General features: G+C 70.9%; 28 protein-coding genes. 14 read left to right on the plus strand and 14 right to left on the minus strand.

All coding sequences use genetic code 11. The features are described from left to right. Positions 1-2: 2 nt before the first annotated feature. From ACHAAC_RS02385 to ACHAAC_RS02400, 4 genes are all read right to left on the minus strand, one after another. Entirely contained in the window at positions 3-485 is a 483-nt protein-coding gene (locus ACHAAC_RS02385) for a (2Fe-2S)-binding protein (protein WP_435714328.1), read from the minus strand. Positions 486-493: 8 nt separating this feature from the next. Next, positions 494-2,872, minus strand: coding sequence for a molybdopterin cofactor-binding domain-containing protein (locus tag ACHAAC_RS02390; protein WP_435714329.1), 2,379 nt, complete (start codon positions 2,870-2,872; stop codon positions 494-496). A 96-nt stretch (positions 2,873-2,968) separates the two neighbouring features. Beyond that, on the minus strand, positions 2,969-3,553 hold the full coding sequence (locus ACHAAC_RS02395) for a nucleotidyltransferase family protein (RefSeq protein ID WP_435714330.1): 585 nt from the start codon (positions 3,551-3,553) through the stop codon (positions 2,969-2,971). 10 nt (positions 3,554-3,563) lie between these two features. Continuing rightward, entirely contained in the window at positions 3,564-4,307 is a 744-nt protein-coding gene (locus tag ACHAAC_RS02400) for a hypothetical protein (protein ID WP_435714331.1), read from the minus strand. An 81-nt stretch (positions 4,308-4,388) separates the two neighbouring features. Here ACHAAC_RS02400 and ACHAAC_RS02405 point away from each other — a divergent pair, with 81 nt between their 5' ends. The 4 genes from ACHAAC_RS02405 (at position 4,389) to ACHAAC_RS02420 (ending at position 8,475) form a co-directional block, all read left to right on the plus strand. Continuing rightward, complete coding sequence (locus tag ACHAAC_RS02405) at positions 4,389-5,567, plus strand: alanine racemase (protein WP_435714332.1); 1,179 nt, start codon at positions 4,389-4,391, stop codon at positions 5,565-5,567. Then, positions 5,564-6,865: a D-arabinono-1,4-lactone oxidase gene (locus ACHAAC_RS02410; RefSeq protein ID WP_435714333.1), complete on the plus strand. Its 1,302-nt coding sequence runs from the start codon at positions 5,564-5,566 to the stop codon at positions 6,863-6,865. The genes ACHAAC_RS02405 and ACHAAC_RS02410 overlap by 4 nt, the downstream gene beginning before the upstream one ends. A 55-nt stretch (positions 6,866-6,920) precedes the next feature. Further along, the gene (locus tag ACHAAC_RS02415; RefSeq protein ID WP_435714334.1) at positions 6,921-7,463 is read left to right on the plus strand and encodes a DinB family protein; all 543 of its coding nucleotides are present in this window, start codon (positions 6,921-6,923) and stop codon (positions 7,461-7,463) included. Between the two features lie 130 nt (positions 7,464-7,593). Continuing rightward, positions 7,594-8,475, plus strand: coding sequence for a phenylalanine 4-monooxygenase (locus ACHAAC_RS02420; protein WP_435714335.1), 882 nt, complete (start codon positions 7,594-7,596; stop codon positions 8,473-8,475). On the opposite strand, the gene ACHAAC_RS02425 is transcribed toward ACHAAC_RS02420, so the two are convergent. After that, positions 8,476-8,976, minus strand: coding sequence for a CoxG family protein (locus ACHAAC_RS02425; protein ID WP_435714336.1), 501 nt, complete (start codon positions 8,974-8,976; stop codon positions 8,476-8,478). It abuts the gene before it with no gap. A 78-nt stretch (positions 8,977-9,054) separates the two neighbouring features. Here ACHAAC_RS02425 and ACHAAC_RS02430 point away from each other — a divergent pair, with 78 nt between their 5' ends. Together ACHAAC_RS02430 and galE are read left to right on the plus strand one after the other, a co-directional pair. Beyond that, a complete protein-coding gene (locus ACHAAC_RS02430; protein WP_435714337.1) occupies positions 9,055-9,654 on the plus strand; it encodes a flavin reductase family protein in 600 nt (199 codons plus the stop codon). Between the two features lie 19 nt (positions 9,655-9,673). Further along, positions 9,674-10,696, plus strand: coding sequence for a UDP-glucose 4-epimerase GalE (gene galE / locus ACHAAC_RS02435; RefSeq protein WP_435714338.1), 1,023 nt, complete (start codon positions 9,674-9,676; stop codon positions 10,694-10,696). 91 nt (positions 10,697-10,787) lie between these two features. Here galE and rlmB read toward each other — a convergent pair whose 3' ends face one another. Together rlmB and cysS are read right to left on the minus strand one after the other, a co-directional pair. Beyond that, complete coding sequence (gene rlmB, locus ACHAAC_RS02440) at positions 10,788-11,735, minus strand: 23S rRNA (guanosine(2251)-2'-O)-methyltransferase RlmB (RefSeq protein WP_435714339.1); 948 nt, start codon at positions 11,733-11,735, stop codon at positions 10,788-10,790. Beyond that, positions 11,735-13,159: a cysteine--tRNA ligase gene (cysS, locus tag ACHAAC_RS02445; protein ID WP_435714340.1), complete on the minus strand. Its 1,425-nt coding sequence runs from the start codon at positions 13,157-13,159 to the stop codon at positions 11,735-11,737. The genes rlmB and cysS overlap by 1 nt, the downstream gene beginning before the upstream one ends. 93 nt (positions 13,160-13,252) lie before the next feature. Here cysS and ACHAAC_RS02450 point away from each other — a divergent pair, with 93 nt between their 5' ends. Together ACHAAC_RS02450 and ispF are read left to right on the plus strand one after the other, a co-directional pair. Then, complete coding sequence (locus ACHAAC_RS02450; RefSeq protein WP_435714341.1) at positions 13,253-14,497, plus strand: peptidase C39 family protein; 1,245 nt, start codon at positions 13,253-13,255, stop codon at positions 14,495-14,497. Between the two features lie 17 nt (positions 14,498-14,514). Beyond that, positions 14,515-14,988 (plus strand): 2-C-methyl-D-erythritol 2,4-cyclodiphosphate synthase, encoded by a 474-nt coding sequence (gene ispF / locus ACHAAC_RS02455; protein ID WP_435714342.1) that lies wholly within the window; start codon positions 14,515-14,517, stop codon positions 14,986-14,988. 448 nt (positions 14,989-15,436) lie between these two features. Here the strand turns inward: ispF and ACHAAC_RS02460 are convergent, their stop codons facing one another. Next, positions 15,437-15,922 carry a CarD family transcriptional regulator gene (locus ACHAAC_RS02460; protein ID WP_435714343.1) on the minus strand — a complete coding sequence of 162 codons (486 nt, stop codon included), beginning with the start codon at positions 15,920-15,922 and terminating at the stop codon, positions 15,437-15,439. 176 nt (positions 15,923-16,098) lie between these two features. Here ACHAAC_RS02460 and ACHAAC_RS02465 point away from each other — a divergent pair, with 176 nt between their 5' ends. Continuing rightward, complete coding sequence (locus ACHAAC_RS02465; RefSeq protein WP_435714344.1) at positions 16,099-16,668, plus strand: hypothetical protein; 570 nt, start codon at positions 16,099-16,101, stop codon at positions 16,666-16,668. 73 nt (positions 16,669-16,741) lie between these two features. On the opposite strand, the gene phoU is transcribed toward ACHAAC_RS02465, so the two are convergent. Further along, positions 16,742-17,392: a phosphate signaling complex protein PhoU gene (phoU, locus tag ACHAAC_RS02470; protein WP_435714345.1), complete on the minus strand. Its 651-nt coding sequence runs from the start codon at positions 17,390-17,392 to the stop codon at positions 16,742-16,744. A 132-nt stretch (positions 17,393-17,524) separates the two neighbouring features. Here phoU and ACHAAC_RS02475 point away from each other — a divergent pair, with 132 nt between their 5' ends. Both ACHAAC_RS02475 and ACHAAC_RS02480 read left to right on the plus strand, forming a co-directional pair. After that, positions 17,525-18,664 carry a sensor histidine kinase gene (locus ACHAAC_RS02475; protein ID WP_435714346.1) on the plus strand — a complete coding sequence of 380 codons (1,140 nt, stop codon included), beginning with the start codon at positions 17,525-17,527 and terminating at the stop codon, positions 18,662-18,664. Then, positions 18,661-19,341 (plus strand): response regulator, encoded by a 681-nt coding sequence (locus ACHAAC_RS02480; protein ID WP_435714347.1) that lies wholly within the window; start codon positions 18,661-18,663, stop codon positions 19,339-19,341. The genes ACHAAC_RS02475 and ACHAAC_RS02480 overlap by 4 nt, the downstream gene beginning before the upstream one ends. 106 nt (positions 19,342-19,447) lie before the next feature. Here the strand turns inward: ACHAAC_RS02480 and ACHAAC_RS02485 are convergent, their stop codons facing one another. Next, the gene (locus ACHAAC_RS02485; RefSeq protein WP_435714348.1) at positions 19,448-20,194 is read right to left on the minus strand and encodes a phosphoglyceromutase; all 747 of its coding nucleotides are present in this window, start codon (positions 20,192-20,194) and stop codon (positions 19,448-19,450) included. Between the two features lie 57 nt (positions 20,195-20,251). On the opposite strand from ACHAAC_RS02485, the gene ACHAAC_RS02490 reads away from it, so the two are divergent. Next, positions 20,252-20,857 carry a hypothetical protein gene (locus ACHAAC_RS02490; protein ID WP_435714349.1) on the plus strand — a complete coding sequence of 202 codons (606 nt, stop codon included), beginning with the start codon at positions 20,252-20,254 and terminating at the stop codon, positions 20,855-20,857. Here the strand turns inward: ACHAAC_RS02490 and ACHAAC_RS02495 are convergent. Genes ACHAAC_RS02495 through mshA form a run of 3 tightly spaced genes read right to left on the minus strand, consistent with a single transcriptional unit; the run spans position 20,824 to position 23,282 of the window. Continuing rightward, positions 20,824-21,483, minus strand: coding sequence for a DsbA family oxidoreductase (locus tag ACHAAC_RS02495; protein ID WP_435714350.1), 660 nt, complete (start codon positions 21,481-21,483; stop codon positions 20,824-20,826). The genes ACHAAC_RS02490 and ACHAAC_RS02495 overlap by 34 nt on opposite strands. 34 nt (positions 21,484-21,517) lie before the next feature. Next, a complete protein-coding gene (locus ACHAAC_RS02500) occupies positions 21,518-22,015 on the minus strand; it encodes a YbjN domain-containing protein (RefSeq protein ID WP_435714351.1) in 498 nt (165 codons plus the stop codon). Then, positions 22,008-23,282: a D-inositol-3-phosphate glycosyltransferase gene (gene mshA, locus ACHAAC_RS02505; protein ID WP_435714352.1), complete on the minus strand. Its 1,275-nt coding sequence runs from the start codon at positions 23,280-23,282 to the stop codon at positions 22,008-22,010. Before mshA ends, ACHAAC_RS02500 begins: the two co-directional genes overlap by 8 nt. A gap of 131 nt (positions 23,283-23,413) precedes the next feature. On the opposite strand from mshA, the gene ACHAAC_RS02510 reads away from it, so the two are divergent. Both ACHAAC_RS02510 and ACHAAC_RS02515 read left to right on the plus strand, forming a co-directional pair. Beyond that, on the plus strand, positions 23,414-24,157 hold the full coding sequence (locus ACHAAC_RS02510) for an SDR family oxidoreductase (protein ID WP_435714353.1): 744 nt from the start codon (positions 23,414-23,416) through the stop codon (positions 24,155-24,157). Positions 24,158-24,281: 124 nt separating this feature from the next. Next, positions 24,282-26,012, plus strand: coding sequence for a BCCT family transporter (locus tag ACHAAC_RS02515; protein ID WP_435714354.1), 1,731 nt, complete (start codon positions 24,282-24,284; stop codon positions 26,010-26,012). A gap of 78 nt (positions 26,013-26,090) precedes the next feature. On the opposite strand, the gene ACHAAC_RS02520 is transcribed toward ACHAAC_RS02515, so the two are convergent. Beyond that, positions 26,091-26,519, minus strand: a complete 429-nt coding sequence (locus ACHAAC_RS02520; RefSeq protein ID WP_435714355.1) for a hypothetical protein — start codon at positions 26,517-26,519, stop codon at positions 26,091-26,093. Positions 26,520-26,554 lie beyond the last annotated feature (35 nt).

Below are 26,554 nucleotides of genomic sequence, written 5' to 3' on the forward strand. Positions count from 1 at the left end.
GACTACCTCATCAGCTTCTCGCCGGTACGCACCGCGTCGCGGATCCGCGAGTAGGTGCCGCAGCGGCACACGTTGCGGATCGAGTCGAGGTCGTCGTCGGTGATGGCACGGCCCTCGCCCTGGACCCGCTCGACCAGGTCGACCGCCGCCATGATCTGGCCGGGCTGGCAGTAGCCGCACTGCACGACGTCCTGCTCGAGCCACGCGTCCTGCATGGGGTGCAGGCCGTCACCGGGGACGGTGTCGGCCAGCCCCTCGATCGTGGTCACCTCGTCGGTGGCCTTGATCGCGTCCACCGGGACGGCGCAGGGGTTGAAGGCCTTGCCGTTGATGTGGGACGTGCAGGCCTTGCAGACGTTGATGCCGCAGCCGTACTTCGGGCCGGTGACACCGAGGACGTCCCGCAGGACCCACAGCAGACGGACGCCCTCCTCGACGTCCACCGTGACGTTCTCACCGTTGAGCTGGAAGCTGTATCGGGGCACGTGACACCTCAGGAGACGACGTCGAGGCCGTTGGTCGGCGACTCGGGGACGGACGGGACGAAGGGCTTGGGCTCGAAGAAGAGCTCGTCGGAGAAGTTGATCGGGAACTCGGTCGGCATGGTGTCGGTGGCACGGGCGTAGGCACAGGCGACCGCGGCCGCCGAGGCTGCCACTCCCGCCTCGCCGATGCCCCCGGGCTCCGGGCTGTCGGACTCCAGCACCTCGCACTGGAACTCCAGCGGGGTGTTCCACTGTCGGGTGTACGCCGAGTTGTCCCAGCTGGCCTCGAGGAAGCGTCCGTCGACCAGGTGGTTGGAGTAGGTGAGGACCTGGCACATCCCGTCGCTGAAGCCGCCCATCATCTGCGCCTCGATGCCGAGGGGGTTGATGGCCAGGCCGCAGTCGACGACCACGGTGGCCTTCGTGACGCGTGGACCGGTCACGGCCTCCCGCACCTGGCGGTTCACGGTCTCGGGTCGGCAGTCGAGATCGACGACCACGGCCGTCGCGCCCTTGTACTCCTTGTGGATCGCGATGCCCTGGGCCGTGCCGGCCGGCATGGACTTGCCCCACTCCCCGAGCTCGGCGGCACGGTCGAGCACCCGCTTGACCACGCTGCTCTTGAGATGGGCGCGACGGAACTCGACCGGGTCGCGCTTGAGCCGCTTCGCGAGCTGGTCGACGATCAGCTCGTTCGCGATCCGCACCTCGGGCGAGTAGATGTTGCGCACCGAGCTGGTGTTGAAGCGTTCGACGTCGAAGTCCGTCTCGTTGAGCAGCTGTGTGACGACCCCGAAGTTGTAGGGCAGCTCCTGCGTCAGGAGGAACACCGTCTGGGAGAACCCCTGGTTGCCCACTCCGGTCGGCAGCGCCGCCGCCTCGGCGATGATCCGCTCGCCCAGGCCGTGGGTGAAGTCGGTGGTGACCGACGTGTGCCGCTGCTCGAACGTGGCGACGCTGCCCAGCAGGGACGTCGCCCGGCTCCGGGACGTGGTCATCGGGTGCACCCGGCCCTGGCGGGGCTCGTCGGCGCGATGCCACATGAGCTTGACCGGGGCGCCGAACGCCTTGGACGCACGAGCCGCCTCGATCGCTCCGTCGCTGAAGAGCTTGCGGCCGAAGGAGCCACCACCGGTGATGACGTTGACCTTCACCTTGGTCTGGGGCAGTCCGACGGCCTTGGCGACCTTGGACTGCGCGTCGATCGGCGACTTCAGGCCGGACCAGATCTCGGCGGAGTCGGAGCGGACGTCGGCGATGGCGCAGTTCGGCTCGAGGGCGGAGCCGCTGCGGAAGTGGAAGACGAAGCTGCCCTCCACGCTGAGCGCGCCGAGAGCGGGCGCCGCGAGCGGGAGCTCGGCCCGCTTCAGCTCCTTCAGGATGTCCTGCGAGGACTTCCCGGCCACGGTGCCGGCCTCCCACTCGACGTCGAGCGCGCGGACCGCGTCGATGCACTGCCCGAAGGTCTTGGCGCGCACGGCCACCCCCGTGGGGATGATCGCGACGTGCGTGACGCCGGGCATGGACTCGACGGCCGACTGGTTCCGCACCGAGGTCGCCGTGCCGTTCAGGTCCGGGGCCCGGCACACCATGGTGGGCAGGGCGTCCGGGACCTCGAGGTCCATCGCGAACTTCTTCGCCCCGGTCACCGCGTCCCGGGCGTCGACGCGCCGCTGGCGGGTGCCGACGACCGTGCGCTCGCTGGTCGCCTTGAGGTCCACCTCGACCTCGCGGCTCTCCGGCGAGGCGGCCAGGCCGGCCGCCTCGCCGAACCCGAGGGAGGATCCGAGGGAGTCGATGATGTTGCCGCCCTTGATCACCAGGCTGTCCACCTGGGCGCCGAGGGCGATCGCCGCTGCGTCCAGCAGGGCCTTGCGCGCCACAGCGGCTGCGACGCGGATCGGCGTGTAGGTGGAGATCGTCGTGTTCGACCCGCCGGTGAGCTGGTTGAACAACAGCTCCGGCCGAGCGGGGGCCAGGGTGACGTGCACCCGCTCGATCGGGAGGTCCAGCTCGTCGGCGATGATCATCGCCGTCGAGGTGGTGATGCCTTGGCCGACCTCCATCCGCGGGAGCGCGAAGTGTGCGTCGCCCTTCTCGTCGACGTGGATCGCGATGAGCGCCGACGTCGGCAGGGCGCAGTGCGTCAGGAAGTCGTTGAGGTCGTACGCCTCGGGGATCTGTGGGACCGAGGGCACCGGCAGCGCCTGCGCCGGAGAGCCGCCGAGCCCGAGGTCAGCGGCCACCATGAGGCCGGCGCCGCCGATGACGTATCCGACGAAGCGGCGCCGGCTCAGGCCGGCCGGGTCGGGGGTGCCGCCATCGGGTGCGTGGGGCTCGCGGGAGGGTGCCGAGGCGTCCTCGGGCAGGTCTTCAGGAAGTGTCACGGTGGTCTCTTCCGTTGGAGTGGAAGGGGAAAGACCGGAGCGCAGCGGGGGGACGACGTCCGAGATGTGATGTCTACCACCGCTGTTGGCAAAGAGTCAACAACGGTTGCGGCGGCCACCGGGTCGGTCGACGTCCTCGCCGCCGGCCAGGTCACCGCACTCGATCAAGCCGACATCTGCGGACTGCAGGTAGCCACGTGCACCCTCGTCGCCCGACAGCGAGTCGAGGACCGGCGACCAGTGGTCCCGCCCGATCAGGACCGGGTGGCCGGGGCGTCCGGCATACGTCGCGCGGGCCAACGATCCTGCCGCGGCACCGGCCTGCAGGACCCGGCGCGCCACGGCGGGCGTCACGTCGGGGAGGTCCACCAGGTGCACCAGTGCGGAGGTCGCGTCGCCCGCGGACAGCGCCTCCAACCCGGTGCGCAGCGACGCCGAGAGGCCCGTCGCGAAGTCGGCAGCGACCACCACGGTCACCCCTGCCGGGACCAGTCCGCGCGCCTCCTCCGCGGCAGCGCCCAGGACGACCGTCACGCGCCCGCAACCGCCCTCGCGGAGCACCTCCGCGGCGCGCGCGACCCACGAGACGTCGTCGGTCGCCATCAGCGCCTTCGGTCGACCCATCCGCGACCCGCGACCGGCGGCCAGCAGCAGTCCCTCGGGCTCCTCGCTCGCGTCCACGGGTCCTCCCTCAGCCCAGACGGTCGACCGCCGCCGACGCCAGCGGCGTGAGGACCTGGTCCGTGCCGACCGCGTCGAACGCGGGGTCCTGGCCACTGAACGTCATCGCCTCGCCGTCGACGGTGTACTCGCTGCCGTCGGTGCCGACGTACTGCGCGTACTGGCGCATGTCGATGGTCATCGTGAACACGACCTGTCCGACGTTGCACTGGTAGGTGCGACCGTCGTCGGCGAGGGTGCACGGCGCGCCGGCCAGCTCCACGTCCTCCCCGGCCGTCTCCTGCGCGTTGCGCTCGACGAACTCCGCCTCCCCGGCGGCCTGGACCGACGAGGCGACCTCCAGCACGACGACGCCGTCCGAGAGGCCCAGGCCCTCCTGCGAGAAGCCGACCCGCGTCCGGCAGTCGGCCTCCGGCACTGTCTGTGGCCCACGCGCCTCACCATCCGGCGTGATGTTGATGATCTGGATCTGTTGTGCGGTGGGGTCCTGGTCCAGCCCCTCGGCCTGCGGGAAGATCGCCTTCACGGTCTCCTCGCTGACCAGCTCGCATGCCGACGGCCACCGTTCGAGCTCGAACGCGCCGGAGGGGTCCGCCGGGAGGTCCAGGTCGATCGGCTCGCCGGTGCCGTCCGGCGGCGTCACGATCTCGATGGGCTCGACCTCAGGCGCGTCGTCTCCACCTCCACCGCACGCACCCAGCACCAACGCCGCGACAGCGGCCAGGACCAGTGACGACAGAGCTCCCCGAGTCATGCCGGTGATGGTACTCAGGGCCGACGCCTCGCCTGCGTCGCCCAGCCCCGTCGCGGCACCGAGTCGTGCCATCCTGACTCGGTGACCGCACCGTACGGGCGCCTGCTCTCCGCCACCGCCGAGCTCCCGGCCCCGCTGGCCGTCATCGACGAGCCGACGCTGTGGTCCAATGCCGACGAGCTCGTGCGCCGCGCCGCTGGTGTGCCGGTGCGGGTGGCGAGCAAGTCCGTCCGCGTCCGGCAGATCATCGAGCGCACGCTCGAGCGCGAGGGCTTCGCGGGCGTCATGTCCTACTCCCTCGCCGAGAGCCTGTGGCTCGTCGAGCACGGCGTGGACGACGTCCTGCTCGCCTACCCCACCACGGACGCCGCCGGCCTGGAGGCGCTGGCTGCCGACGACCGGGCCCGGGCCGCCATCACCCTGATGATCGACTCGGTCGACCAGCTGGACTTCATCGACCACGCCACCGGCGGCGGACACCGTCCTCTGCGCGTCTGCCTGGACGTCGACGCGTCGCTGCGGGTCGGCGCGCTCGGCCTCACCGCAGCACACCTGGGCGTACGACGCTCGCCGGTGCACACCGTCAAGCAGGCCCGAGCCGTGGCGCGAGCCGTGGAGGTCCGCCGCGGCTTCGACCTGGTGGGCGTCATGTTCTACGACGCGCAGATCGCCGGCCTGCCGGACTCCTCCCCCGCCGTGCGGCTGGTCAAGAAGGCTTCGAACGCCGAGCTGCACTCGCGTCGCCGCGCCGTCGTCACCGCGGTCGGCGAGCATGCGGGGCTGGAGATCGTCAACGCCGGCGGCACCGGGAGCCTGGAGACCACCGGCAGTGACGCCACCATCACCGAGCTGACCGCCGGCTCCGGCCTGTTCATGCCCACGCTGTTCGACCGCTACGACGCCTTCGAGGCCCACCCGGCCGCCTACTACGCCCTGTCCGTGGTCCGTCGGCCCAGGCGCTCCGTCGCCACCCTGTACTCCGGTGGCTACATCGCCTCCGGCCCGGCCACCGACTCCCGCCAGCCCACCCCGGTGTGGCCCGAGGGCCTGAGCCTGCTCGGCTCCGAGGGTGCCGGCGAGGTGCAGACACCCGTCACGGGCAAGGCGGCGGCCCACCTGCACGTGGGCGAGCGCGTGCTCATGCGCCACGCCAAGGCGGGCGAGATGTGCGAGCGGTTCGATGCCGTCGCGCTCGTGGACTCCACCGGCATCGTGGAGGAGCTGCCCACCTACCGGGGCGAGGGGAAGAACTTCGGATGAGCGTGAACGTCTGGCAGAACTGGGCCCGCAACGTCCGCGCCCACCCGGTGCGCGTGGAGCACCCGTCCTCCACCGGAGCGGTCGCGGCCCTCGTGACGCAGGCCGCAAGCGCCGGCCTGCGCGTCAAGGCCGTCGGCGCCGGCCACTCCTTCACGCCGATCGCCGCGACCGACGGCCTGCTGCTGCGGCTGGACCGGATGAGCACCGTCCTGTGGCACGACCCCGCCACGGGTCGAGTCCGGGTGCAGGCCGGCATCTCGCTGCACGAGCTCAACCCGCAGCTGCTCGCGCTGGGCCTCGCGCTGCCCAACCTCGGCGACGTGGACCCGCAGTCCGTGGCCGGCGCCATCTCCACCGGCACGCACGGCACCGGTGGCCGCCTGCACGGCATCGCCGCCGCCGTCGCCGGGCTGCAGATCGTCACCGGCTCGGGCGACGTGGTCGAGGTCGACGAGGAGCACCCCTGGTTCGGCGCCGCCCGTGTCGGGCTGGGCGCCCTCGGGATCCTCACCGAGGTGACGCTGCAGTGCGTGCCGGCCTTCCTGCTGCACGCCCGGGAGGAGCCGGCCGCGCTGTCCGACGTGATGGCGCAGCTGCCCGACCTCGTCGAGCAGAACGACCACATGGAGCTCTACTGGTTCCCACACACCGACAAGGCGCTGCTCAAGCGCAACAACCGGGTCCCCGACGGCACGGCACGTCAGCCGCTCAGCCGCACCCGGCGCCTCCTCGACGACGAGCTCGCCAGCAACGTCGGCTTCGAGGCCCTGAACCGTGCCGGCCGGCTCCGGCCGTCGCTCATCCCCCGGATCAACGGCCTCGCGGCGTCGACGCTCGGGGCCCGGGAGTACACCGACCACTCCCACGAGGTCTTCGTCTCGCCTCGGCGGGTGCGCTTCCGCGAGTCCGAGTTCGCGGTCCCGCGGGAGGCCCTCCCGGACGTCGTCTCCGAGCTGACTCGCTGGTTCGATGCTCGGCACGAGACCATCAGCTTCCCGCTGGAGGTCCGGTTCACCGCGGCCGACGACATCTGGCTGTCCACGGGCCACGAGCGTGACAACGCCTACGTCGCCGTGCACCAGTACCACCGGACCGACCCCACGGCCTACTTCGCCGCCGCACAGGAGATCTTCACCGCGCACGAGGGTCGCCCGCACTGGGCCAAGCTGCACACGCTGGACGCCGGGCACCTGCGCGGCCTCTACCCGCGGTTCGACGACTTCCTGGCCGTGCGCGACGAGGCCGACCCCGCGCGCACGTTCACCAACCCCTACCTCGAGCGCGTGCTCGGACGCTGAGCCAGGCCCGTCCACGACGACTCGAGCTGTCACCGGGCGGTGGCACAGTGACCTCATGAGCACACCGCGCGTCGACGAGCAGGGCCGCACCGACCCACCGCTGGCGTCCGACGAGGTCACCACCCTGCGCGCCTTCCTCGACTTCCACCGGGGCACGCTGCGCTGGAAGACGGAGGGCCTGAGCGCCGAGCAGCTGCGCACGCCCCACCCACCGTCGTCGATGACCCTGCTCGGCATGGTCAAGCACCTCGCCTACGTCGAGGACTGGTGGTTCGGCATCGTGCTCGCCGGGAACGACGCCACCGCACCGTTCGACGGTGTCGACTGGAGGGCCGACCCGGACTGGGACTGGAGCTCCACCAGGGAGGACGCGCCCGCTGACGTGCTGAGGTTGTGGGAGTCCCGCGTCGCGGAGTCCGACCGGCTCCTCGCCGCCGCGGCCGACGGCCTCGACACCCTCTCGACCCGCCCCGACCGGCACACCGGGGAGCACTTCAGCCTGCGCTGGATCGTGGTGCACATGATCGAGGAGTACAGCCGCCACAACGGTCATGCCGACCTGATCCGCGAGGCGCTGGACGGCTCCGTCGGGGAGTGAGCACGACCTGTGCTTTCATGGATGTGACCCGCGACACACCAGGCGGCGGGTCCTGTCCGACGGCGTGACCCGCCGTCGGACCGCCACCACCGGCGGGCGTCCACCACGTCGTCCGCGGACAGGAGGAAGCATGTTCGAGGAAGGCCAGCACTTCGCCCCCATCGTCGACAAGGGCGACGGCAGTCTTGCCGTGGAGCTCGGGGAGGGGCATCCCGGCCTGCAGGACCCGGTCTACCGCGAGCGCCGTGACCATCTCGCCACCACTGCGGCGGCCTGGCAGCCCGGCCAGCCGTGCCCCCGCGTGGAGTACACCGACGACGAGCACGACGTCTGGCGCGTCGTCAGCGAGAACCTGCAGGCCAAGCACCGCATCTATGCGTGCCAGGAGTTCCTCGAGGGCAAGCAGGCCTTGGGCCTGCCCCTGGACCACGTCCCCCAGCTGGAGGACCTGAGCGCGGCGCTCGAGCCCCTCACCGGCTTTGCCTACCGCCCCGCCGCCGGCCTCGTCCCGCTGCGCGACTTCTACGGCGTCCTCGCCGACCACCAGTTCTGGGCGACGCAGTACGTGCGGCACCACTCCGTCCCGCTCTACACGCCCGAGCCCGACGTCCTGCACGAGGTCGTCGGCCACGGCAACACGCTGGCCCACCCCCGCTTCACCGCGCTCTACGAGGCGGCCGGCGCGGCCGCCCGCCGGGTGGAGAGCGACGCCGCGCTGGAGTTCATCAGCAAGGTCTTCTGGTTCACCCTGGAGTTCGGCATCCTGCGCGAGGTCGACGGCCTCAAGGCCTATGGAGCCGGCATCCTGTCCAGCCCCGGTGAGATCGAGGAGTTCCGGGGCATGACCATCCGGCCCCTCGACCTCGTCGCGATGGGTACGACCTCCTACGACATCACCCACTACCAGGAGGTGCTCTACGCGGCCGAGTCGTTCAACCACGTGGAGGATGTCGTCGGCGGATTCTGGAGCTCCTGCGACGACGACACCATCATCGCCCTCGCCGCGGCCTAGCTAGCCCTCCCGGAGGTCCTCGGGCAGCTCGTCGGCGGTGGTGTCGAGGTGCTCCAGCAGGTTGGAAGAGAAGCGGCGGCCCATCTCGGCCAGGACCGCCCGCATCGTGGCCGACACGGCGGGCGAGGCAAGGCGCGCGAGCGGGAGGTCGACCTTCGTCGCGAGATCGATGGACAACCGGGTCCCGGTCTCGACCTCCTCCAGCACGTACGTCCCGTCGGCACCGGCACGCTCGCGCTCGCCGTCGGGCGGGTCGTGGCGAAACCCGATGCGGCGCGGCTCGTCGAACTCCATCCGGACCGTGAACGACGGGGCGATCGAGACGCCGAGGCCGGGGATGGTGGCGAGGTCCCACCGCCAGTGGTCGCCGTCCTCGGTGATGGCACGCACGAACGGCGTCATCTCCGCGACGAGCCCCGGATCGGTGAGGATGGCCCAGATCCTCTCCGGGCTCGCACGCACGACTGCCTGGGACTCTCTGCTCGCCTCGAACCACGTCACGCGACCATCCTCACCCGAGCGGGCCACGATCGCCTCCCCAGCGGGCGACTGTCGCGGGTGACGGGGAGAATCACCCGCATGCGCACCGTGCTCCGCACCGACAGCGACGACGTCGACGCCTACCGGCTGCTGACCGCGCTCGTGGTCCCCCGCCCCATCGCGTGGATCTCCTCGCTCTCGGCCGACGGGGTCGGCAACCTCGCGCCGCACTCGTTCTTCAGCGTCGCCTGCGCCGATCCGCCGATCGTGTCGTTCACCTCCGTCGGCCGCAAGGACACGCTCGCCAACGTCATGGCCACCGGGGAGTTCGTCGTCAACATCGCCAGCCGCGAGCACCTCGAGGTCATCAACAACAGCAGCGCCCGGTTCGCCGCCGACGTCGACGAGGCCGACGCCCTGGGCATCGCGATGGAGCCGAGTGCGCACGTCTCGACCCCGCGGGTGGCCTCCTCCCCCGCCTCCCTGGAGTGCAGGTTGCACTCGACCCACGACCTCGGCAACTCCGTGCTCGTGCTCGGCGACGTCCTGGCCATCACCGTCGACCCCGACGTCATGGTCGACGGCCACCCCGAGATCGAGCGGCTCGCACCCCTGTCGCGCCTGGGTCGTGACGAGTGGGGGCTGCCGCCCGAGGTGACGGCCGTCCCGCGGCCACGACGCCCCGAGGACATCACCTGACGGGCCCTAGGGTGGTGCCATGCGCGTTCTCGTGACCGGCGGCGCCGGCTACATCGGTTCCCACACCGTCGTCTCGCTCCTGGAGGACGGCCATGAGGTGGAGGTCGTCGACAACCTCGTCAACGGCAACGCCGAGGCCGTCCGCCGCGCCGGTGAGCTGGCCGGCGCCGAGGTCCCGCTGCACGAGGTGGACCTCGCCGACGCTGCCGCCACCGCGGACCTTCTCAGTCGCATCGACGTCGACGCGGTGATCCACTTCGCGGCGCTCAAGGCGGTCGGCGAGAGCACCCAGAAGCCGCTGGAGTACTACGCCAACAACCTGGGCACGACGTTCTCGCTGCTCGCCGCCATGCGCGAGAACGACGTCCGCACGCTGGTGTTCTCCTCCTCGGCCACCGTCTACGGCGAGAAGGCACCGGTGCCCTACGTCGAGGACTTCGAGCCCCTGGACTCCTCCAGCACCTACGGCCAGACCAAGGTGATGACCGAACGTATCCTCACCGACGTCGCGGCGGCGGACCCGCGCTGGCGGATCGCCCTGCTGCGCTACTTCAACCCCGTCGGCGCGCATCCCTCCGGCCGCATCGGCGAGGACCCGCGCGGCATCCCCAACAACCTGGTCCCCTTCATCGCCCAGGTGGCGGTGGGCCGGCGCGAGAAGCTGTCGGTCTTCGGCGGCGACTACCCCACGACGGACGGCACGTGCGAGCGGGACTACATCCACGTGCAGGACGTCGCCGAGGGTCACGTCGTCGCGCTCGACGCGATCGCCGCTGGGGACGCGGCGGTGCACACCTGGAACCTCGGCAGCGGGCAGGGCACTTCCGTGCTGGAGATGATCGGCTCGTTCGAGCGCGCCAGCGGCCGGGAGATCCCGCACGAGGTCGTCGCGCGTCGCGCCGGTGACCTGCCCGCCTTCTGGGCCGACCCCACCAAGGCGGAGCGCGAGCTGGGCTGGCGCACGGCGCGCAGCGTCGACGACATGTGCCGCGACACCTGGAACTGGCAGTCCCAGAACCCCCAGGGCTACGCCGACGCCTGATCCCCGAGATTTGTGAGCGGGTGCACCCGAGTGGAGCCCGTGAAGGACCTATGGGTGCGTACGCTCACAAATCTTGGGGACTCCCCTGGCGTCAGACGCGGTGCTGGGAGATCGCGTAGAGCGCGATGCCGGCGGCGACCCCCGCGTTGAGCGACTCCAGGCTCGTGGCCATCGGGATGGAGACCATCTGGTCGCACGTCTCGCCGACCAGCCGTGAGATGCCCTTGCCCTCGCTGCCGATGACCACCACGAGAGGGCCGTCGGCGAGGTCGAGGTCGGGCAGCGCGACGTCGCCGTCTGCGGCCAGGCCGACGACCATGAGGCCGGCCTCCTGGTAGGCCTTGAGCTGTCGGGTCAGGTTGGTCGCCCGGGCCACCGGGACGCGTGCCGCGGCGCCGGCGGAGGTCTTCCACGCCGCGGCCGTCATCTGCGCGGAGCGTCGTTCGGGGATCACGACGCCGTGGGCTCCGAAGCCGGAGGCCGAGCGCACGACCGCGCCCAGGTTCCGCGGGTCCGTGACGCCGTCGAGCATGATGACGAGTGGCGGCTCGTCCCGCTCCTTCGCCGCAGCGAGCAGGTCCTCGGGATCGGCGTAGTCATAGGCGTTCAGCTTCGCGGCGACACCCTGGTGCACAGCACCACCGGTGAGCTTGTCCATCTCGGGCCGGCCGATCTCCAGCAGCGAGACGTGCTGGTCGGCAGCGAGGCGGAAGATCTCGCGGATGCGCTCGTCGCGCTCGGCGCCCTCGGCGATGTAGAGGCCGGCCACGGGCACGGTGGCCCGCAGCAGCTCCACGACGCTGTTGCGACCTGCCACCCACTCCGGCCCACCGTCGGCCTTCTTGCGCTTGGGACGGGCGGCCTCACGCTTGTCGGTGGCGCGGGCCTCCTTGTACGCCTTGTGGTTGGGACGCTCCTCGGCGCGGGGCGTGGGCCCCTTGCCCGAGAGTCCCTTGCGTCGACGTCCTCCCGACCCGGCGGTCGGGTTGCCCTTGCTGGAGGTGCGGATCGCTCCGCGACGCTTGCTGTTGCCGGCCATCAGGTGCTCCTCACGGACCAGCGCGGACCCTGCGCCGTGTCCTCGATGTCGATGCCCGCCGCGGCGAGCTGGTCACGCACCCGGTCGGCGGTGGCGAAGTCCTTGTCGGCGCGAGCCTGCTGACGCTGCTCCAGCAGCGAGTCCACGAGCGGCGCCAGTGCCCGGGCCGGAGCGTCGTCGCCGGCAGCCGTCGCCCACGGCTCGGCCAGCGGGTCCAGACCGAGCACGTCGAGCATGGCACGCACCGATGCGAGCACGGCCACGAGGGCGTCGTCCGACCCGTCGGCGAGCAGCTTGTTGCCCTCGCCCACGGCGGCCTGCACCTCGGCGAGGGCGGCCGGCACCGAGAGGTCGTCGTCCATCGCCTCAGCGAACCCGGGCGCGACGTCGCCGAGGGCGCCGGGTCCGATCCGCTCGGCGGCACGTCGCACGAACCCCTCGATGCGCTCGAAGGCGACGGCGGCCTCGGCGAGCGACTCCTCGGAGAACTCGATGATCGAGCGGTAGTGCGCCGCCACGAGGTAATAGCGCAGCGCGATCGCCGGGACGCGCTTGACCACCTCGCTGACCAGGAGGGTGTTGCCGACGCTCTTGGACATCTTGGAGCCGCTCAGGTTGAGCATCCCGTTGTGCATCCAGTGCCGGGCGAAGGGCTGACCGGCGGCGCGGGACTGGGCGATCTCGTTCTCGTGGTGGGGGAAGCGCAGGTCCAGGCCGCCGCCGTGGATGTCGAACTCGGTGCCGAGGTACTTGGCCGCCATCGCGGAGCACTCCAGGTGCCAGCCGGGACGCCCGCGTCCCCACGGCGTCGGCCAGGAGGCGGACTCGGGGTCACCGGGCTTGTGGCCCTTCCACAGGGCGAAGTCGCGGGGGTCGCGCTTGCCGTCCGGCGGGGCGTCAGGCGCGGCCTGCATGTCCTCGACCCGTTGGTTGCTCAGCTCGCCGTAGTCCGGCCAGGAGCGCACGTCGAAGTAGACGTCGCCCCAGCTCTCGTCAGCAGGGTCGTCGGAGGCGGCGTAGGCGTGGCCCCGCTCGATGAGCGTCTCCATCAGCTCGATCATCTCCGGAACGACTCCCGTGGCCCGAGGCTCGTACGTCGGGGGGCGACAGCCCAGCACCTCGTACGCGGCGTGCAGCGCGCGTTCGTTCTCGTAGGCCACCGCGAACCAGGGGCGGTCCTGCTCCAGGCCCTTGGCGAGGATCTTGTCGTCGATGTCGGTGACGTTGGCGACGATGGTGACGTCGAGGCCGTCGCGCTCGAGCCAGCGGCGCAGGACGTCGAACACGACCTCCTTGCGGATGTGCCCGATGTGCGGGGGCCCCTGCACGGTGAGTCCGCAGTGGTAGATCCCCACGTGTCCCGGCACGACCGGGTCGAGGTCGCGCAGCTGACGCGTCGCGGTGTCGTACAGGCGGATGCTCACCCACCAACCCTATCGGGCGCCATCGGCCGACCGGTGCCCGCGGAAGTTTTCACACTGGCCCCACGCGTCCCAGGATTCACCTACGATGACGCGATGCGCAGACTTTCCGTTGGTGCCGCCCTCGTGGCCGTGCTGTCACTGCTCGCCACCGGACTGACCGCCGCGCCGGCCAGTGCCGTCACCGACCACTCCCGCACCGTCCGCTGGGACTCACCCGCTCGTCTGGGCGCCGGCTCGTTCCACGGCGTCAAGGTCAGTGGCTCGTCGCTCGTCCTGTCCAACCCCCGCTCGAGCAAGGTGCACACCGACACGTTCTCGGGCAACCGGCGCGTGCGTTACAGCTACGGCCACTGGACGTCGCCCTGGACCAGCGCGGGGACCCAGGCCAACCGACTCATCCCGTCCTGGGGCGCATCGCTGCCGCACGGCACCTTCGTGCGCGTGCTGGCCCGGGTGAAGCGCGGCTCGACGGTGGGCAGCTGGGACGTCGTGGGCGAGTGGTCCTACGGGCCGAACAGCACCCGTCGCAGCTCCGGTCCGACCCAGTCCGACGACCTGGCCTCCGTCGCCACCGACACCGTCAAGGCCAACCCCAACAAGCGCTTCAGCTCGTGGCAGCTGCGCATCGAGCTGCTGCGCAAGCCCGGCACGACGCACACCCCCAAGGTCTCCTCGGTCGGCGCGTCCATCTCCTCCTACGCCACCCGGAGCATCGGCACCAGCAGGACGACGATGACCCGCACCCAGGAGCTGCGGGTCCCGTCGATGTCGCAGATGACCCACCGTGGCCACTTCCCGCAGTGGGGCGGGGGCGGGGAGGCCTGGTGCTCGCCGACGTCCGTGGCCATGATCCTGCGCTACTTCAAGGCGGGGCCGCCCGCCTCGAAGCACGCCTGGGCCGGCACGGACGGCCAGGTCGACCACGCCGCCCGCTACTCCTACGACCACCGCTACAAGGGCACGGGCAACTGGTCGTTCAGCACCGCCTACGCCGCCCAGCACGGACTCGACTCCTTCGTCGCCAGGCTCTCTGACCTACGCGACGCCGAGGCGTTCATCAAGGCCGGCATCCCCCTCGTGCTCTCGGTCAGGTTCGGCCGCGGCGAGCTGAGCGGTGCGCCGATCTCCTCGACGAACGGCCACCTGCTGGTCGTCCGCGGGTTCACCGCGGACGGCCGTGTCATCGTCAACGACCCCGCCGGGCCGTCGAACACCTCGGTGCGTCGCGTCTACTCCCGGACGCAGCTCGAGCGCGCCTGGCTGAAGGGCAGCGGCGGCGTCACCTACGTGATGCGACCCAAGGGCAAGGCGCTGCCCAAGGACACCTGGCGCTGGTAGTGCGACAGGATGGGGCCATGCGCCTGCGCACCGGCCTCGGCACCGACGTCCACCGCCTCGTCGCGGGCCGCCCCATGCACCTGCTCGGGCTGCGGTGGCCGGACGAGCCCGCGGGCCTGGAGGGACACTCCGACGGCGACGCCGCGTGCCACGCGATCGTCGACGCCCTGCTGTCCGCCGCCGGGCTCGGTGACATCGGCTCCCGCTTCGGCACGTCCGACGCCCAGTGGTCCGGTGCCGCCGGTACCGCGTTCCTCGCCGAGACGGCGCGACTGGTGCACGAGGCCGGCTTCGACATCGCGAACGTCGCGGTGCAGGTCATCGGCAACGCCCCGCGCATCGGGCCCCGGCGGGGCGAGGCCCAGCAGCTCCTCACCGACGTCCTGGGGGCCCCGGTGAGCGTCTCGGCCACTACCACCGACGGCCTCGGGCTCACCGGTCGCGGCGAGGGCGTCGCCGCCATCGCGACGGCCCTGCTCACGGCCGACTGAGCCGCGGCTGGGCGGCCTGCACGTCGCCCCACGCCAGGTGCACGGTTTTCTTGCATGTGCACGGGAAGCAACCCGTGCACATGCAAGATTCTCGTGCAGCTCTGCTGATTCCCATGTGGACCCGATCCTCAAAGGACAACCGTGCCCGCGTCTGGCGTCGCCGTGGACGGATCCCACCGGCCTGACTGACCCGGTTGAACACCGACTTGCGATCGAGGCCGACCGCAGCCCCCACGACATCCATCTCCTGGCCCGAGAGCCACACATCCCACATCCGCTGCTGCAGATCCAACCGCATCCGCGGCGAAAACCGACTATCAACCATCATCAACACCTTCACATCATCAGGTGTTGCATCCACGCTGCGGACCCGCCATGGGAATCAGGAGGCCCCCGGGACGCAGGACGCCCCTGCCCGATGGGCAGGGGCGTCGAGCTGGGGTGCGACTCAGGAGGCGAGGACCTCGTCCAGGCGGCTCTCGGCCTTGTCCTCGTTGGTCTTCTCGGCGAGAGCCAGCTCGGAGACGAGGATCTGGCGGGCCTTGGCCAGCATCCGCTTCTCCCCGGCCGACAGCCCGCGCTCGTGGTCGCGGCGCCAGAGGTCGCGCACGACCTCGGCCACCTTCATGACATCACCGGAGTGCAGCTTCTCGAGGTTCGCCTTGTAGCGGCGCGACCAGTTGGTCGGCTCCTCGACGTGCTCCGCGCGGAGGACTCCGAAGACCTTCTCCAGTCCGTCCGCGTCCACCACGTCCCGCACGCCGACCAGGTCGACGTTGCATGCTGGGACACGGACGACGAGATCGTTCTGGGCGACGATCCGGAGCACGAGGTACTCGCGCTCCTCCCCCTTGATGGTCCTGGTCTCGATGTCTTCGATGACTGCGGCCCCGTGATTGGGGTACACAACCGTCTCTCCGACAGTGAAAATCATATAAGGCGCACCTTTCCTAGGTGACCAGTCTAACACGGGGCGCGGACGCCAAATCCCCGCAATGCGAGGGGACATCGCCCATAGCAGCAAGGTCGACGCGCTGTCCAGAGCGCGTCTCCGATAGCATCGGAGCGACCACGCTCAGCCACCCCATTTCGACGGGAAGCAGGTATCCGGTGACCACGGACCGACCCCGCCGCCTTGCGGCCGCCACCCTCGCGCTCGCCGCCGCCGTCGGCCTCTCCGCGTGCGGCACCGGCTTCGATGCAGCCACCAACCAGCAGTACCAGCCGGGCATCGGCGCCAACCAGCGCGAGGGCGACGTGACCGTCTACAACGCACTGCTGGTCCAGAACAGCGACGGCACGCTGTCCTTCTCCGGCGGCATCGTCAACGACGTCGACGAGCCCCAGACGCTGGAGGGTGCCTCGTTCGTCCCCAGCACCTCCGAGGACGACGCCGCCGAGCTCACCGAGGTCACCCCCTCCTCCGAGGTCACGGTGGCCGCGGGCGGCGTCTTCACCATCGGCTCGGCGGGCGAGCTCGCGGGCCTGGAGGTCCCCGGCACCAGCGAGGGACGGTACGTCACCATCACGCTGACCTTCGACGGTGCCGGCGACGTCACCGTCGACGCGCCCGTGGTCGAGCGCACTGCCGACTACTCCGGTGTCGCGGCGGCGCCCGTGGAGCCCGAGGAGGACTCCGAGGACGGGGCCGACGACCCGGAGACAACGGCAACGCCCTGAGACCGGACCCGCGCACGAGACGACGGGGCCCCGCGACCACTCGGTCGCGGGGCCCCGTCGTGCGTGGGGCGCGTCAGCCCGGCGGGGTGATCTCGCCGGTGACGAGGTAGACGACGCGTCGCGCCATCGAGACGGCATGGTCGCCGATGCGCTCGTAGTAGCGGCCGAGCAGCGCCAGGTCGATCGCCGGCTCGATGCCGTGCTCCCAGCTGCCGCCGAGCAACGAGCGGAAGAGGTCCTTGCGCAGGCGGTCCATCTCGTCGTCGGTGTCCTCCAGCCGGGCGGCCGCGTCGACGTCGCGGTTGGCGACGATGCGCGAGGCGGCGTGGATCATCTGGTCGGCCACCGAGGCCATGGCCATGATGGTGGGCTGCAGCGTGCCGGGCACCGCGACGTCGGGCATCCGCAGCCGTGCGACCTTGGCGACGTGGACGGACAGGTCGCCCATCCGCTGCAGGTCGGTGAGCATCCGCAACGTGGCCACGAGCTGGCGCAGGTCGGTGGCCACCGGCTGCTGGGTCGCCAGGAGCAGGAGGGCACGCTCCTCGATCTCCTCGGTCGTCTCGTCGATCGCCTTGTCGCCGGCGATCACCGACTCCGCGAGCGGGCCGTCTGCGTTGAGCAGGGCTGCCGTCGCTGCGGAGACCGCCTTGCGGACGGTGCCGGTGAGGGTCACGAGGTCGTCGACGATGGTGTCGAGCTGTTCGTAGTACTGGTCGCGCATGACCCCAATCTAGGGCGAGCGGGTGAACGAGCGGCGTACCGCGGTGAACGTGGCGTGAACAGCGTCGTAAAGGACCTCGTCACACGACGTTCACGCACTGGTCGGCCGACGGCGTGGGCCTACGATCAGGTCGTGGACATCGGAGCAGGCCTGCTGACGGCGGGCGTCGTGGGGGCGTTGCTGGGCGCACTGATCACGTACACCTGGCGCTTCAGCGAGCGGCGCCAGGTCGAGGCCCCGCCCGAGCCCGCTCCGCTCGTCCCGCCGGGTGCCGACGCCGTGCTGTCGGTCCTGTCCTCCTCCGCCGTCATCCTCGACGCCTCCGAGGAGGTCGTGAAGGCCTCCGCCCCCGCCGTGGCGCTGGGCATCGTCCACGACGGCCGGGTCCTCCACGAGGAGATCCTCGGCCTCGTGCGCCAGGTGCGTCGCGACGGCCAGGTGCGCGAGGTCGACCTCGACCTGCAACCCCGACGCGGCTCGACCGCCCACGTCCGCGTCCGCGTCGGCAGCCTCACGTCCCGACTGATCATCGTTCTGGCGCTGGACCAGACGCGCGAGCGTCGCGTCGAGGCCATCCGACGCGACTTCGTGGCCAACGTCAGCCATGAGCTCAAGACACCCGTCGGCGCCATCGGCCTGCTGGCCGAGGCGGTCTCCGAGGCCAAGGACGACCCTGAGGCGGTCCAGCGGTTCGCCGGTCGCATGCACTCCGAGAGCGAGCGACTCACCCGCCTCGTCCAGCAGATCATCGACCTCGCCCGTCTGCAGAACGACCTCGTGAGCGACGATGCCGCCGTGGTCAAGGTCGACGAGCTCGTCTCCGAGGCCTGCGAGCACTCGGCCACGGAGGCCGAGAACAAGCGGATCGACATCGTCCGAGACGTCGAGCCCGAGCTGCTCGTCGACGGTGATCGCAGCCAGCTGCACGCCGCCGTGAGCAACCTCGTCGAGAACGCCGTCGCCTACAGCCCAGAGGGCTCACGCGTCGCCGTGACCGCGAAGCTCGACGCCGGGACCGTGCGCATCACGGTCGCCGACCACGGCATCGGGATCCCCGAGCAGGAGCTCGAGCGGATCTTCGAACGGTTCTACCGCGTCGACCCGGCGCGCGCCCGTGCCACCGGGGGGACCGGACTGGGACTCTCGATCGTCAAGCACGTCGCGGCCAGCAACAACGGCACGGTCGAGGTATGGAGCGAGCCCGGAGCGGGCTCGACGTTCACGCTGGTGCTGCCCGAGCACCGGCTCGAGCTCGAGGAGGAGCCCGCGTGACACGCGTACTGGTGGTCGAGGACGAGGCGTCCTACAGCGAGGCACTCTCCTACGTCCTGCGCAAGGAGGGCTTCGACGTCGCGGTCGCGGAGACGGGCCCGGACGCATTGACCGAGTTCGAGCGAGGTGGCGCAGACATCGTGCTGCTGGACCTGATGCTGCCCGGCCTGCCCGGCACCGAGGTGTGCCGACAGATCCGGCAGACCTCGTCGGTGCCGATCATCATGGTCAGCGCCAAGGACACCGAGGTCGACAAGGTCGTGGGACTGGAGCTCGGCGCCGACGACTACGTCACCAAGCCCTACTCCCCCCGTGAGCTGGTCGCCCGGATCCGCGCCGTCCTGCGCCGCGGCATCGCCGAGGAGATCGACGACGACGCGGTGCTGGAGGCCGGCCGGGTGCGCATGGACGTCGAGCGGCACCTCGTCTCGGTCGACGGCGAGACGGTTCGCCTGCCGTTGAAGGAGTTCGAGCTGCTGGAGTTCTTCCTGCGCAACCCCGGACGGGTCCTCACCCGCGGCCAGCTCATCGACCGCGTCTGGGGCGCGGACTACGTCGGCGACACCAAGACGCTCGACGTCCACGTCAAGCGTCTGCGCGCCAAGATCGAGCCCGACCCCGGCACCCCGGTCATCCTCACCACGGTCCGCGGCCTGGGCTACAAGCTTGACGCGTGACGAGGCGCTCAGCGCCCGAGCTCACGCGGCAGGTTGAACGTCTCACGCCGGAGGCGTCGGACCGTGAAGCCACTGCAGCCGCATTCGAGACGGTGCTGATGCGGCGTCAGCGGCCTTGCCCCGCCACGGCGGCGATGGCGTCGGCGGCTGCGTCGGGGTCGAGGTACTGGCCACCGACGACGGTCGGACGCAGGTCGGCGTCGAGCTCGTAGACCAGCGGGATGCCGGTGGGGATGTTGAGCCCCACGACCTCGTCCTCGCCCAGCCCGTCGAGGTGCTTGACGAGGGCGCGCAGCGAGTTGCCGTGCGCCGTGACGAGCACGGTCCTGCCGCCGAGCAGGTCCGGGACGACCTGGTCGTACCAGTAGGGGAGCATCCGGTCCAGCACGTCCGACAGGCACTCGGTGCGCGGGAGCAGCTCGTCGGGCAGGTCGGCGTAGCGCGGGTCGGCCGCCTGGCTCCACTCCGCGTCGTCGGCGAGCGGGGGCGGCGGCGTGTCGTAGGAGCGACGCCACGTCATGAACTGCTCCTCGCCGTACTCCTGCAGCGTGGCCTTCTTGTCCTTGCCCTGCAGCGCGCCGTAGTGCCGCTCGTTGAGCCGCCACGAACGCTTGACCGGGATCCAGTGGCGATCGATGCCGTCCAGCACGATCTCGGAGGTGCGGATGGCTCGACGCAGCAAGGACGTGTGGGCCACGTCGGGCGCGATGTCTGCCTCGGCGAGCAGCGTCGCACCCCGCCCCGCCTCCGCGACACCCTGCTCGTTGAGGTCGACGTCGACCCAGCCGGTGAACAGGTTCTTGGCGTTCCACTCACTGTGTCCGTGACGCAGCAGGACGAGCGTGTAGGTCATGACTCGACCCTACCGGCGCGGCTCGACACCGCCGGCGCCCGGCGGGAGGATGGTCGTGTGCTCATCGCCCGCGCGGTCCTGGAGCGCATCCGCGACGGCGAGGTGACGCTGCAGTTCCGCCGATGGACGCGGCCCACCGTTCGCGCCGGTGGCACGCTGCGCACCGCGCTGGGCGTGGTCGCCATCGACGCGGTCGAGACCACCTCGCTCTCGCGCATCACCGCCGCCGACGCCCGCACCGCCGGCGAGCGAAGCCGGTCGTCGTTGCTCGCGACCCTGAGCGAGCGCGACGGCACCCTCTACCGGATCACGCTGCACCACGCGGGCGCCGACCCACGCATCGGCCTGAGCAAGGACGCCGACCTCGACGACGCCACGATCGCGAGCATCAGCGCCCGGCTCGACGACATCGACACCCGCAGCCGACGTGGCCCCTGGACGCGCGACGTGCTCGGGGTCGTCGCGCGGCGACCCGCGACACCCGCAGCCGACCTGGCCGGGGAGCTCGGCCGCGACCGGGCGGCCTTCAAGAACGACGTCCGCCGACTCAAGGAGCTCGGTCTCACCGAGAGCCTGGAGCTCGGCTACCGGCTCTCGCCCCGAGGCGAGGCGTTCGTCCAGCGGACCGCTCAGCCCTCGAGGGAGTCTCGCCACTCCCGGTAGGTCTGATGCAGCGCCTGGACGTAGTCGTCCTGCGACTGCGCGCCGGCGAGCGTCCAGCGCGACTCCACGACGACGAACGGCAGCTGCTGCGCGCCGAGGGAGGCCGCGGTCTCGTGCTGCGTGCGCACGGCGTCGACGTACTCGTCGCTGGCCAGCAGGGCGTCGGCCGTCTCCAGGTCCAGGCCGACGAGAGCCGCCCTCGAGGACAGCACGAGCGGGTCGGCGATGTCGGCACCCTCGAGGAAGTGGGCCCGCCACAGCTGCTGCGCGAGGGCGTGCTGCACGCCCGGCCCGGACTCGTCGGCCCAGGTCAGGAGCCGCCAGGCGTCGAAGGAGTTGGCCCTCACCGCCTCGACCAGGTTGAGCTCGATGCCGGTGATCTTGGCGGCCGCCGTCACCTGGGCTCCCTGCAGCTCGGCCTTGTCCGTGCCACCGAGCTCCTCGGCGAGCGCCGTCATCAGCGGGCGTCCGTCACTCGGCTCGTCCGGTGACTGCTGGCTCGCCCGCAACGCGGTGACGACCGGTTCGCCGGTGATGATGGTGAACGTCGCGGCGGCCCGATGGAGCCGGGTGACGCCGATGTACGACCACGGATCGGTGACGTCGCAGAAGACCGAGACCTGCATGCCTCCACGCTACGTGCCCACCCGGTCTCAGCGGTCAGTCGGTGGGGCGCAGGTGGGTGAAGGCCTCGAGGTTCTTGGTGGACTCGCCGCGGGACTCGCGCCACTCCCACTCCTTGCGGATCGACGAGGCGAAGCCCAGCTCGAGGATCGTGTTGAACGAGTCGTCGGAGTAGGACAGGACGGCCCCCAGCAGACGATCCACCTCCTGTGGCGTCACCGACTGCAGCGGCAGGCGACCGTCGAGGTAGATGTCCCCCGCGGCGTCGAGCGCGAAGGCGACGCCGAACATCTTGAGGTTCTTCTCCAGCATCCAGCGGTAGACGCCCTCGTGGTTCTCATCGGGCTGTCGCGCGACGAACGCGTGGACCCCCAGGGCGTGCTGGCCGACCTCGAGCCGGACGGTGGTCGTGAGCTTTCGCTCGCCCGGCAGGTCGACGTCGAACACGCCGGGCCGATGCTCGGTGTGCTCGATCTCGGACTCGGCCAGGACGGCGGCGATGACCTCACGCGCCTCCCCGTGCAGCTCAGGCACGGAGCCTCCTCTCCTGGTGCTGGCTCATCGCCAGACGGTAGACCTCCAGCGTCCGCTCCGCGGTGGCGTCCCACCCGAAGGAGGCAGCGTGCGTGACGGCCTTGGCGCCCATGGCCTCGCGCAGGTGCCGGTCGGCGATCAGACGTCCCAGGGCCGCGGCGTAGTGGGCCGGGTCCTGGCCATCGACCAGGATTCCGCTGACCCCGTCGGCGACGGCCGTCGTGAGCCCGCCGACGCGAGCGGCCACGACCGGGGTGCCACAGGCCTGGGCCTCGATGGCCACGAGGCCGAACGACTCGTTGTAGGACGGCACGCACACGGCCGAGGCGGCGGCGTACCAGTCGGCGAGCACGGCCTGCTCCACGGGCGGCACCAGGGTGACGACGTCGGAGACGCCCAGCCGCTCCGCCAGCTCGGCCAGCGCCGTCGGCCGGTCCAGGCCGGAGCCGGAGGCCCCACCGACCACGACGACCCGCAGCGTCGAGCGCAGGTCCGGCCGCTCGGCCAGCATGATCGCCGCTGCCCGCACGAGCGTGTCGGGCGCCTTGAGCGGCTGGATGCGTCCGGCGAAGAGCAGCACGTGCTGATCGTCGGGGATGCCCAGTGCGGCGCGGGCCTCCTCGCGTCGACCGCCTCGGAAGACGTCCACGTCGACGCCCGGGTGGACCACGCGGACCTGGTCGGGTCGGGCTCCGTAGAGGTCGATGAGCTCACGACGCTCGTCGTCGGTGTTGGCCACGAGGCTGTCGGCCAGCCGCACGATCTCCTCCTCGCCGGCGATGCGCCCCACCGGCTCCGCGCGATCCCCGGCGGCGAGGTTGGCGTTCTTGACCTTGGCCATCGTGTGCATCGTGTGCACGAGTGGCACGTCCCACCGCTCGGCCGCCACCGTGCCCACCTGGCCGGAGAGCCAGTAGTGGCTGTGGACGAGATCGAAGTGGTCGGGCCCGCGCTGGACCTCCTCGCGCAGGACGTCGCGGACGAAGCCGCACAGCTGGGAGGGCAGGTCGTCCTTGGTGAGCCCGTCGAACGGGCCCGCGCTGACGTGGTGCACCGTGACGCCGGGCCACGCCTCCACGACCGGCGGCAGGTGGCGGGACGTCGAACGGGTGAAGACCTCCACGGCGACGTCGCGGGCGGCCAGGCGCTTGGCCAGCTCCAGGACGTAGACGTTCATGCCGCCGGCATCCCCCGTGCCGGGCTGCTCCAGCGGCGACGTGTGGGCCGACAGCATCGCCACGCGACGAGGGTCGGGTCCGGTGCTCACCCCACCATCTTGACGCACCCCACCACGCGGGCAACCCGCCACGTTCCTCGCGCTGGCCCTGCGCAGGCGCTCGTGGCGTGGCCCACGGACGGGTCACGGCCGACACGCCAACGCTGGACTAGCGTGGTGCCATGCACCGTCGAACGGCCGTCGTCACCGGAGCCAGCGGGGGGATCGGTGCCGCCACGGCCCGTCGCCTGTCCACCGAGGGGTTCGACGTCGTGTGCGTCGCCCGCCGGTCCGAGCGCATCGAGGTGCTCGCGCAGGAGATCGGTGGCCGGGCCGTGACGTGCGACCTCACCGATGCCGATCAGGTGGCCACGCTCGCCGCGGCCGTCGGCGACTCGCTTGACCTGCTCGTGAACGGCGCCGGCGGCGCCATCGGCCTGGAGCCCCTCGAGCACGCGGTCGCCGACGACTGGCGGCAGATGTACGAGATCAACGTCATCGCCACCCTGCAGGCGACGCGGGCCCTGCTGCCTGCGCTGGAGGCCGACGCCGGGGGCACCGTCCTGAACGTCGGCTCCACCGCCGGGCGGATCGCCTACGAGGGCGGCGGCGGGTACACCGCGGCCAAGCACGCCGTGGCGGTCATGACGGAGACGCTGCGCCTGGAGCTCAGCGGCCGGCCCGTCCGCGTCTGCGAGATCGCCCCCGGCATGGTCCGCACCGAGGAGTTCTCCCTCACCCGCTTCCGGGGGGACGCCGACCGTGCCGATGCCGTCTATGCCGGCGTGGACCCGCTGGAGGCCGACGACGTGGCCGACGTCATCGCGTGGATGGCCACCCGACCCGCGCACGTCAACGTGGACCTGGTGGTGGTCAAGCCGCTGGACCAGGCCTCGCACCACAAGGTCGCACGACGCCCCCAGTAGGGGGTCGCACGGGCCGTCGGACGACGCTCCTGGGGATGCTCGGCCGGGGACAGAGTTGAGGAGAGCCTGAGAAGTTGCGAGTATGGACGACTGGTTCAGTCATCCTCCAACCGGAAAGGCCGCCGTGAGCAGCCCCACTGTCGACAAGGACCCATCCACCCCACCCGACCCGCACGAGCCCGGAACGGACGGCGTGACGGTCGTCGGCTCCAAGGCACCCTGGGTCTTCTACCCCTCCGTCATCATCCTGGCCGCAGTCGTGGCGCTCAGCATCCTCTTCCCGGACGCCACCGCCGACCTGCTCGGCTCGTTGCAGTCCAACGTCGTCGGCGCGATCGGCTGGTACTACACCATGGCCGTGAGCGGCTTCGTGATCTTCGCCCTCTGGATGGGCCTGAGCCGCTTCGGGGACATCACCCTCGGCCCGGACGGCGAGAAGCCCGAGTTCGGCATCTTCGCCTGGTTCTCGATGCTGTTCGCCGCTGGCATGGGCATCGGCCTGGTGTTCTGGGGGGCCGCCGAGCCACTGACCTTCTTCACCGACCCCAAGCCGGGCACGAGCGGGAGCGAAGGCGACCTGGCCAACTCGGCCATGACCCAGGTCTTCCTGCACTGGGGCTTCCACGCGTGGGCGATCTACGTCGTCGTCGGGCTCGCCATGGCCTACGCCATCCACCGCAAGGGCCGCAGCGTGTCTCTGCGCTGGACCGTCGAGCCGCTCCTCGGTGACCGCGTCAAGGGGCGCCTCGGAGACGTCATCGACGTCATCGCCATCGTCGGCACCGTCGCCGGTGTCGCCACCTCGCTCGGCCTGGGCGTGCAGCAGATCACCGCGGGCCTGGCCAGCATCGGGGTGGTCGACGAGCCCACCAACGGCCTGCGGGTCGGCGTCATCGTCGCCATCACGGCCGTCGCGACCATCTCGGTGGTCTCCGGCGTCGGCAAGGGCATCAAGTGGCTGTCGAACGCGAACCTCGCCCTCGCCGGCGTGTTCCTCGTGCTCATCATCGTCCTCGGCCCGACGCTGTTCCTGTTCCGCGACTTCGTGCAGAACATCGGCGGCTACCTCGCCGGCATCGTCCCGCTGAGCTTCAACACTAGCGCGCTGTCCGGTCAGGCCGGTATCGACTGGCAGGCCGCGTGGACGACGTACTACTGGGGCTGGTGGGTCAGCTGGGCGCCCTTCGTCGGCGTCTTCATCGCCCGCATCAGCCGCGGTCGCACGGTCCGCGAGTTCGTGGCCGGCGTCATGCTCGTGCCGACGCTGGTCACCGCAGTCTGGTTCACCGCTCTCGGTGGCAGCGCCATCATGCGCCAGATGGAGGTCGGCGACCTCGTCGGCGAGGACGGGATCGGAGCCAGCGAGAACGTGCTCTTCGACCTGCTGGGCACCTTCCCCGCAAGTGGACTGCTCTCGGGCATCGCCATCGTCCTGGTGACGATCTTCTTCATCACCTCCTCGGACTCCGGATCGCTCGTGGTGGACATGATCGCCTCCGGAGGCGACCAGGACCCGCCGACGTGGAGTCGCGTGATGTGGGCCGTGCTCGAGGGTGCCGTGGCGATCGGCCTGCTGCTCGCTGGTGGTCTGGCTGCCCTGCAGACGGGAGCCATCCTCACAGCGGTGCCGTTCAGCGTGGTGATGATCGCCATGACGTTCGCCACCTACAAGGCGCTCAGCAGCGAGCACCGGGAGATCACCCGACTGGCCCGCCGCGCGCGCGAGCGCGAGTGGCAGCAGGAGCTGTCCGATCAGGTCGCGGACGAGCTGGTCGAGAACTTCGACGAGCACCTGGCCGCACCGGTCGACGGGCGCATCGACCACGCGCTCAAGAAGGGCCGCGGCAAGCGCTGAGCCGAACCCTGTCGAGCCCCCATCGCCTCACGGCGGTGGGGGCTCGGTCGTCTCCGAGCGCCCGAGGGAGGGACTGGATCAGCCGCGCCACGTCTGCGAGGGGCGAGAGACGATGGCCGCGGCGCCGATCCCGGCACCCATGACGGTGTAGGGACGGCGCACCCCGTGCCCGCGCAGCCGGCGGGCGGTCGCCACCATGCAACGATCGAGCAGGACCGTGCCGGCGATGCTGGCCAGCGACGTGACCGCGACCGTGGCGGCTGCCCGGCCCGGCGCCATCGATGCGGTCGGCTGCTCCTCGGTCACGTCTGAGTCGTCGAGCACCGGGTCGTGACGCACGTGGGCCCGGACAGCCACGAGACCGGCACCGCCCACCACCACGGCGGTCTTGACGACGCCTCGCACCCGGCGTGACTCCACGACGTCCGGCAGTGCGTACCAGAGCGCCGTCCCGACTCCCAGCGCGACGTCGAGCGGCTGCACCGATTCCTTGTCACCACCAGCCATGGCGCCACGCTACCGGGACGCACCGACGCCCCGGC

The sequence above is a fragment of the Aeromicrobium sp. CF4.19 genome (assembly GCF_051262555.1).
Lineage (GTDB): Bacteria > Actinomycetota > Actinomycetes > Propionibacteriales > Nocardioidaceae > Aeromicrobium.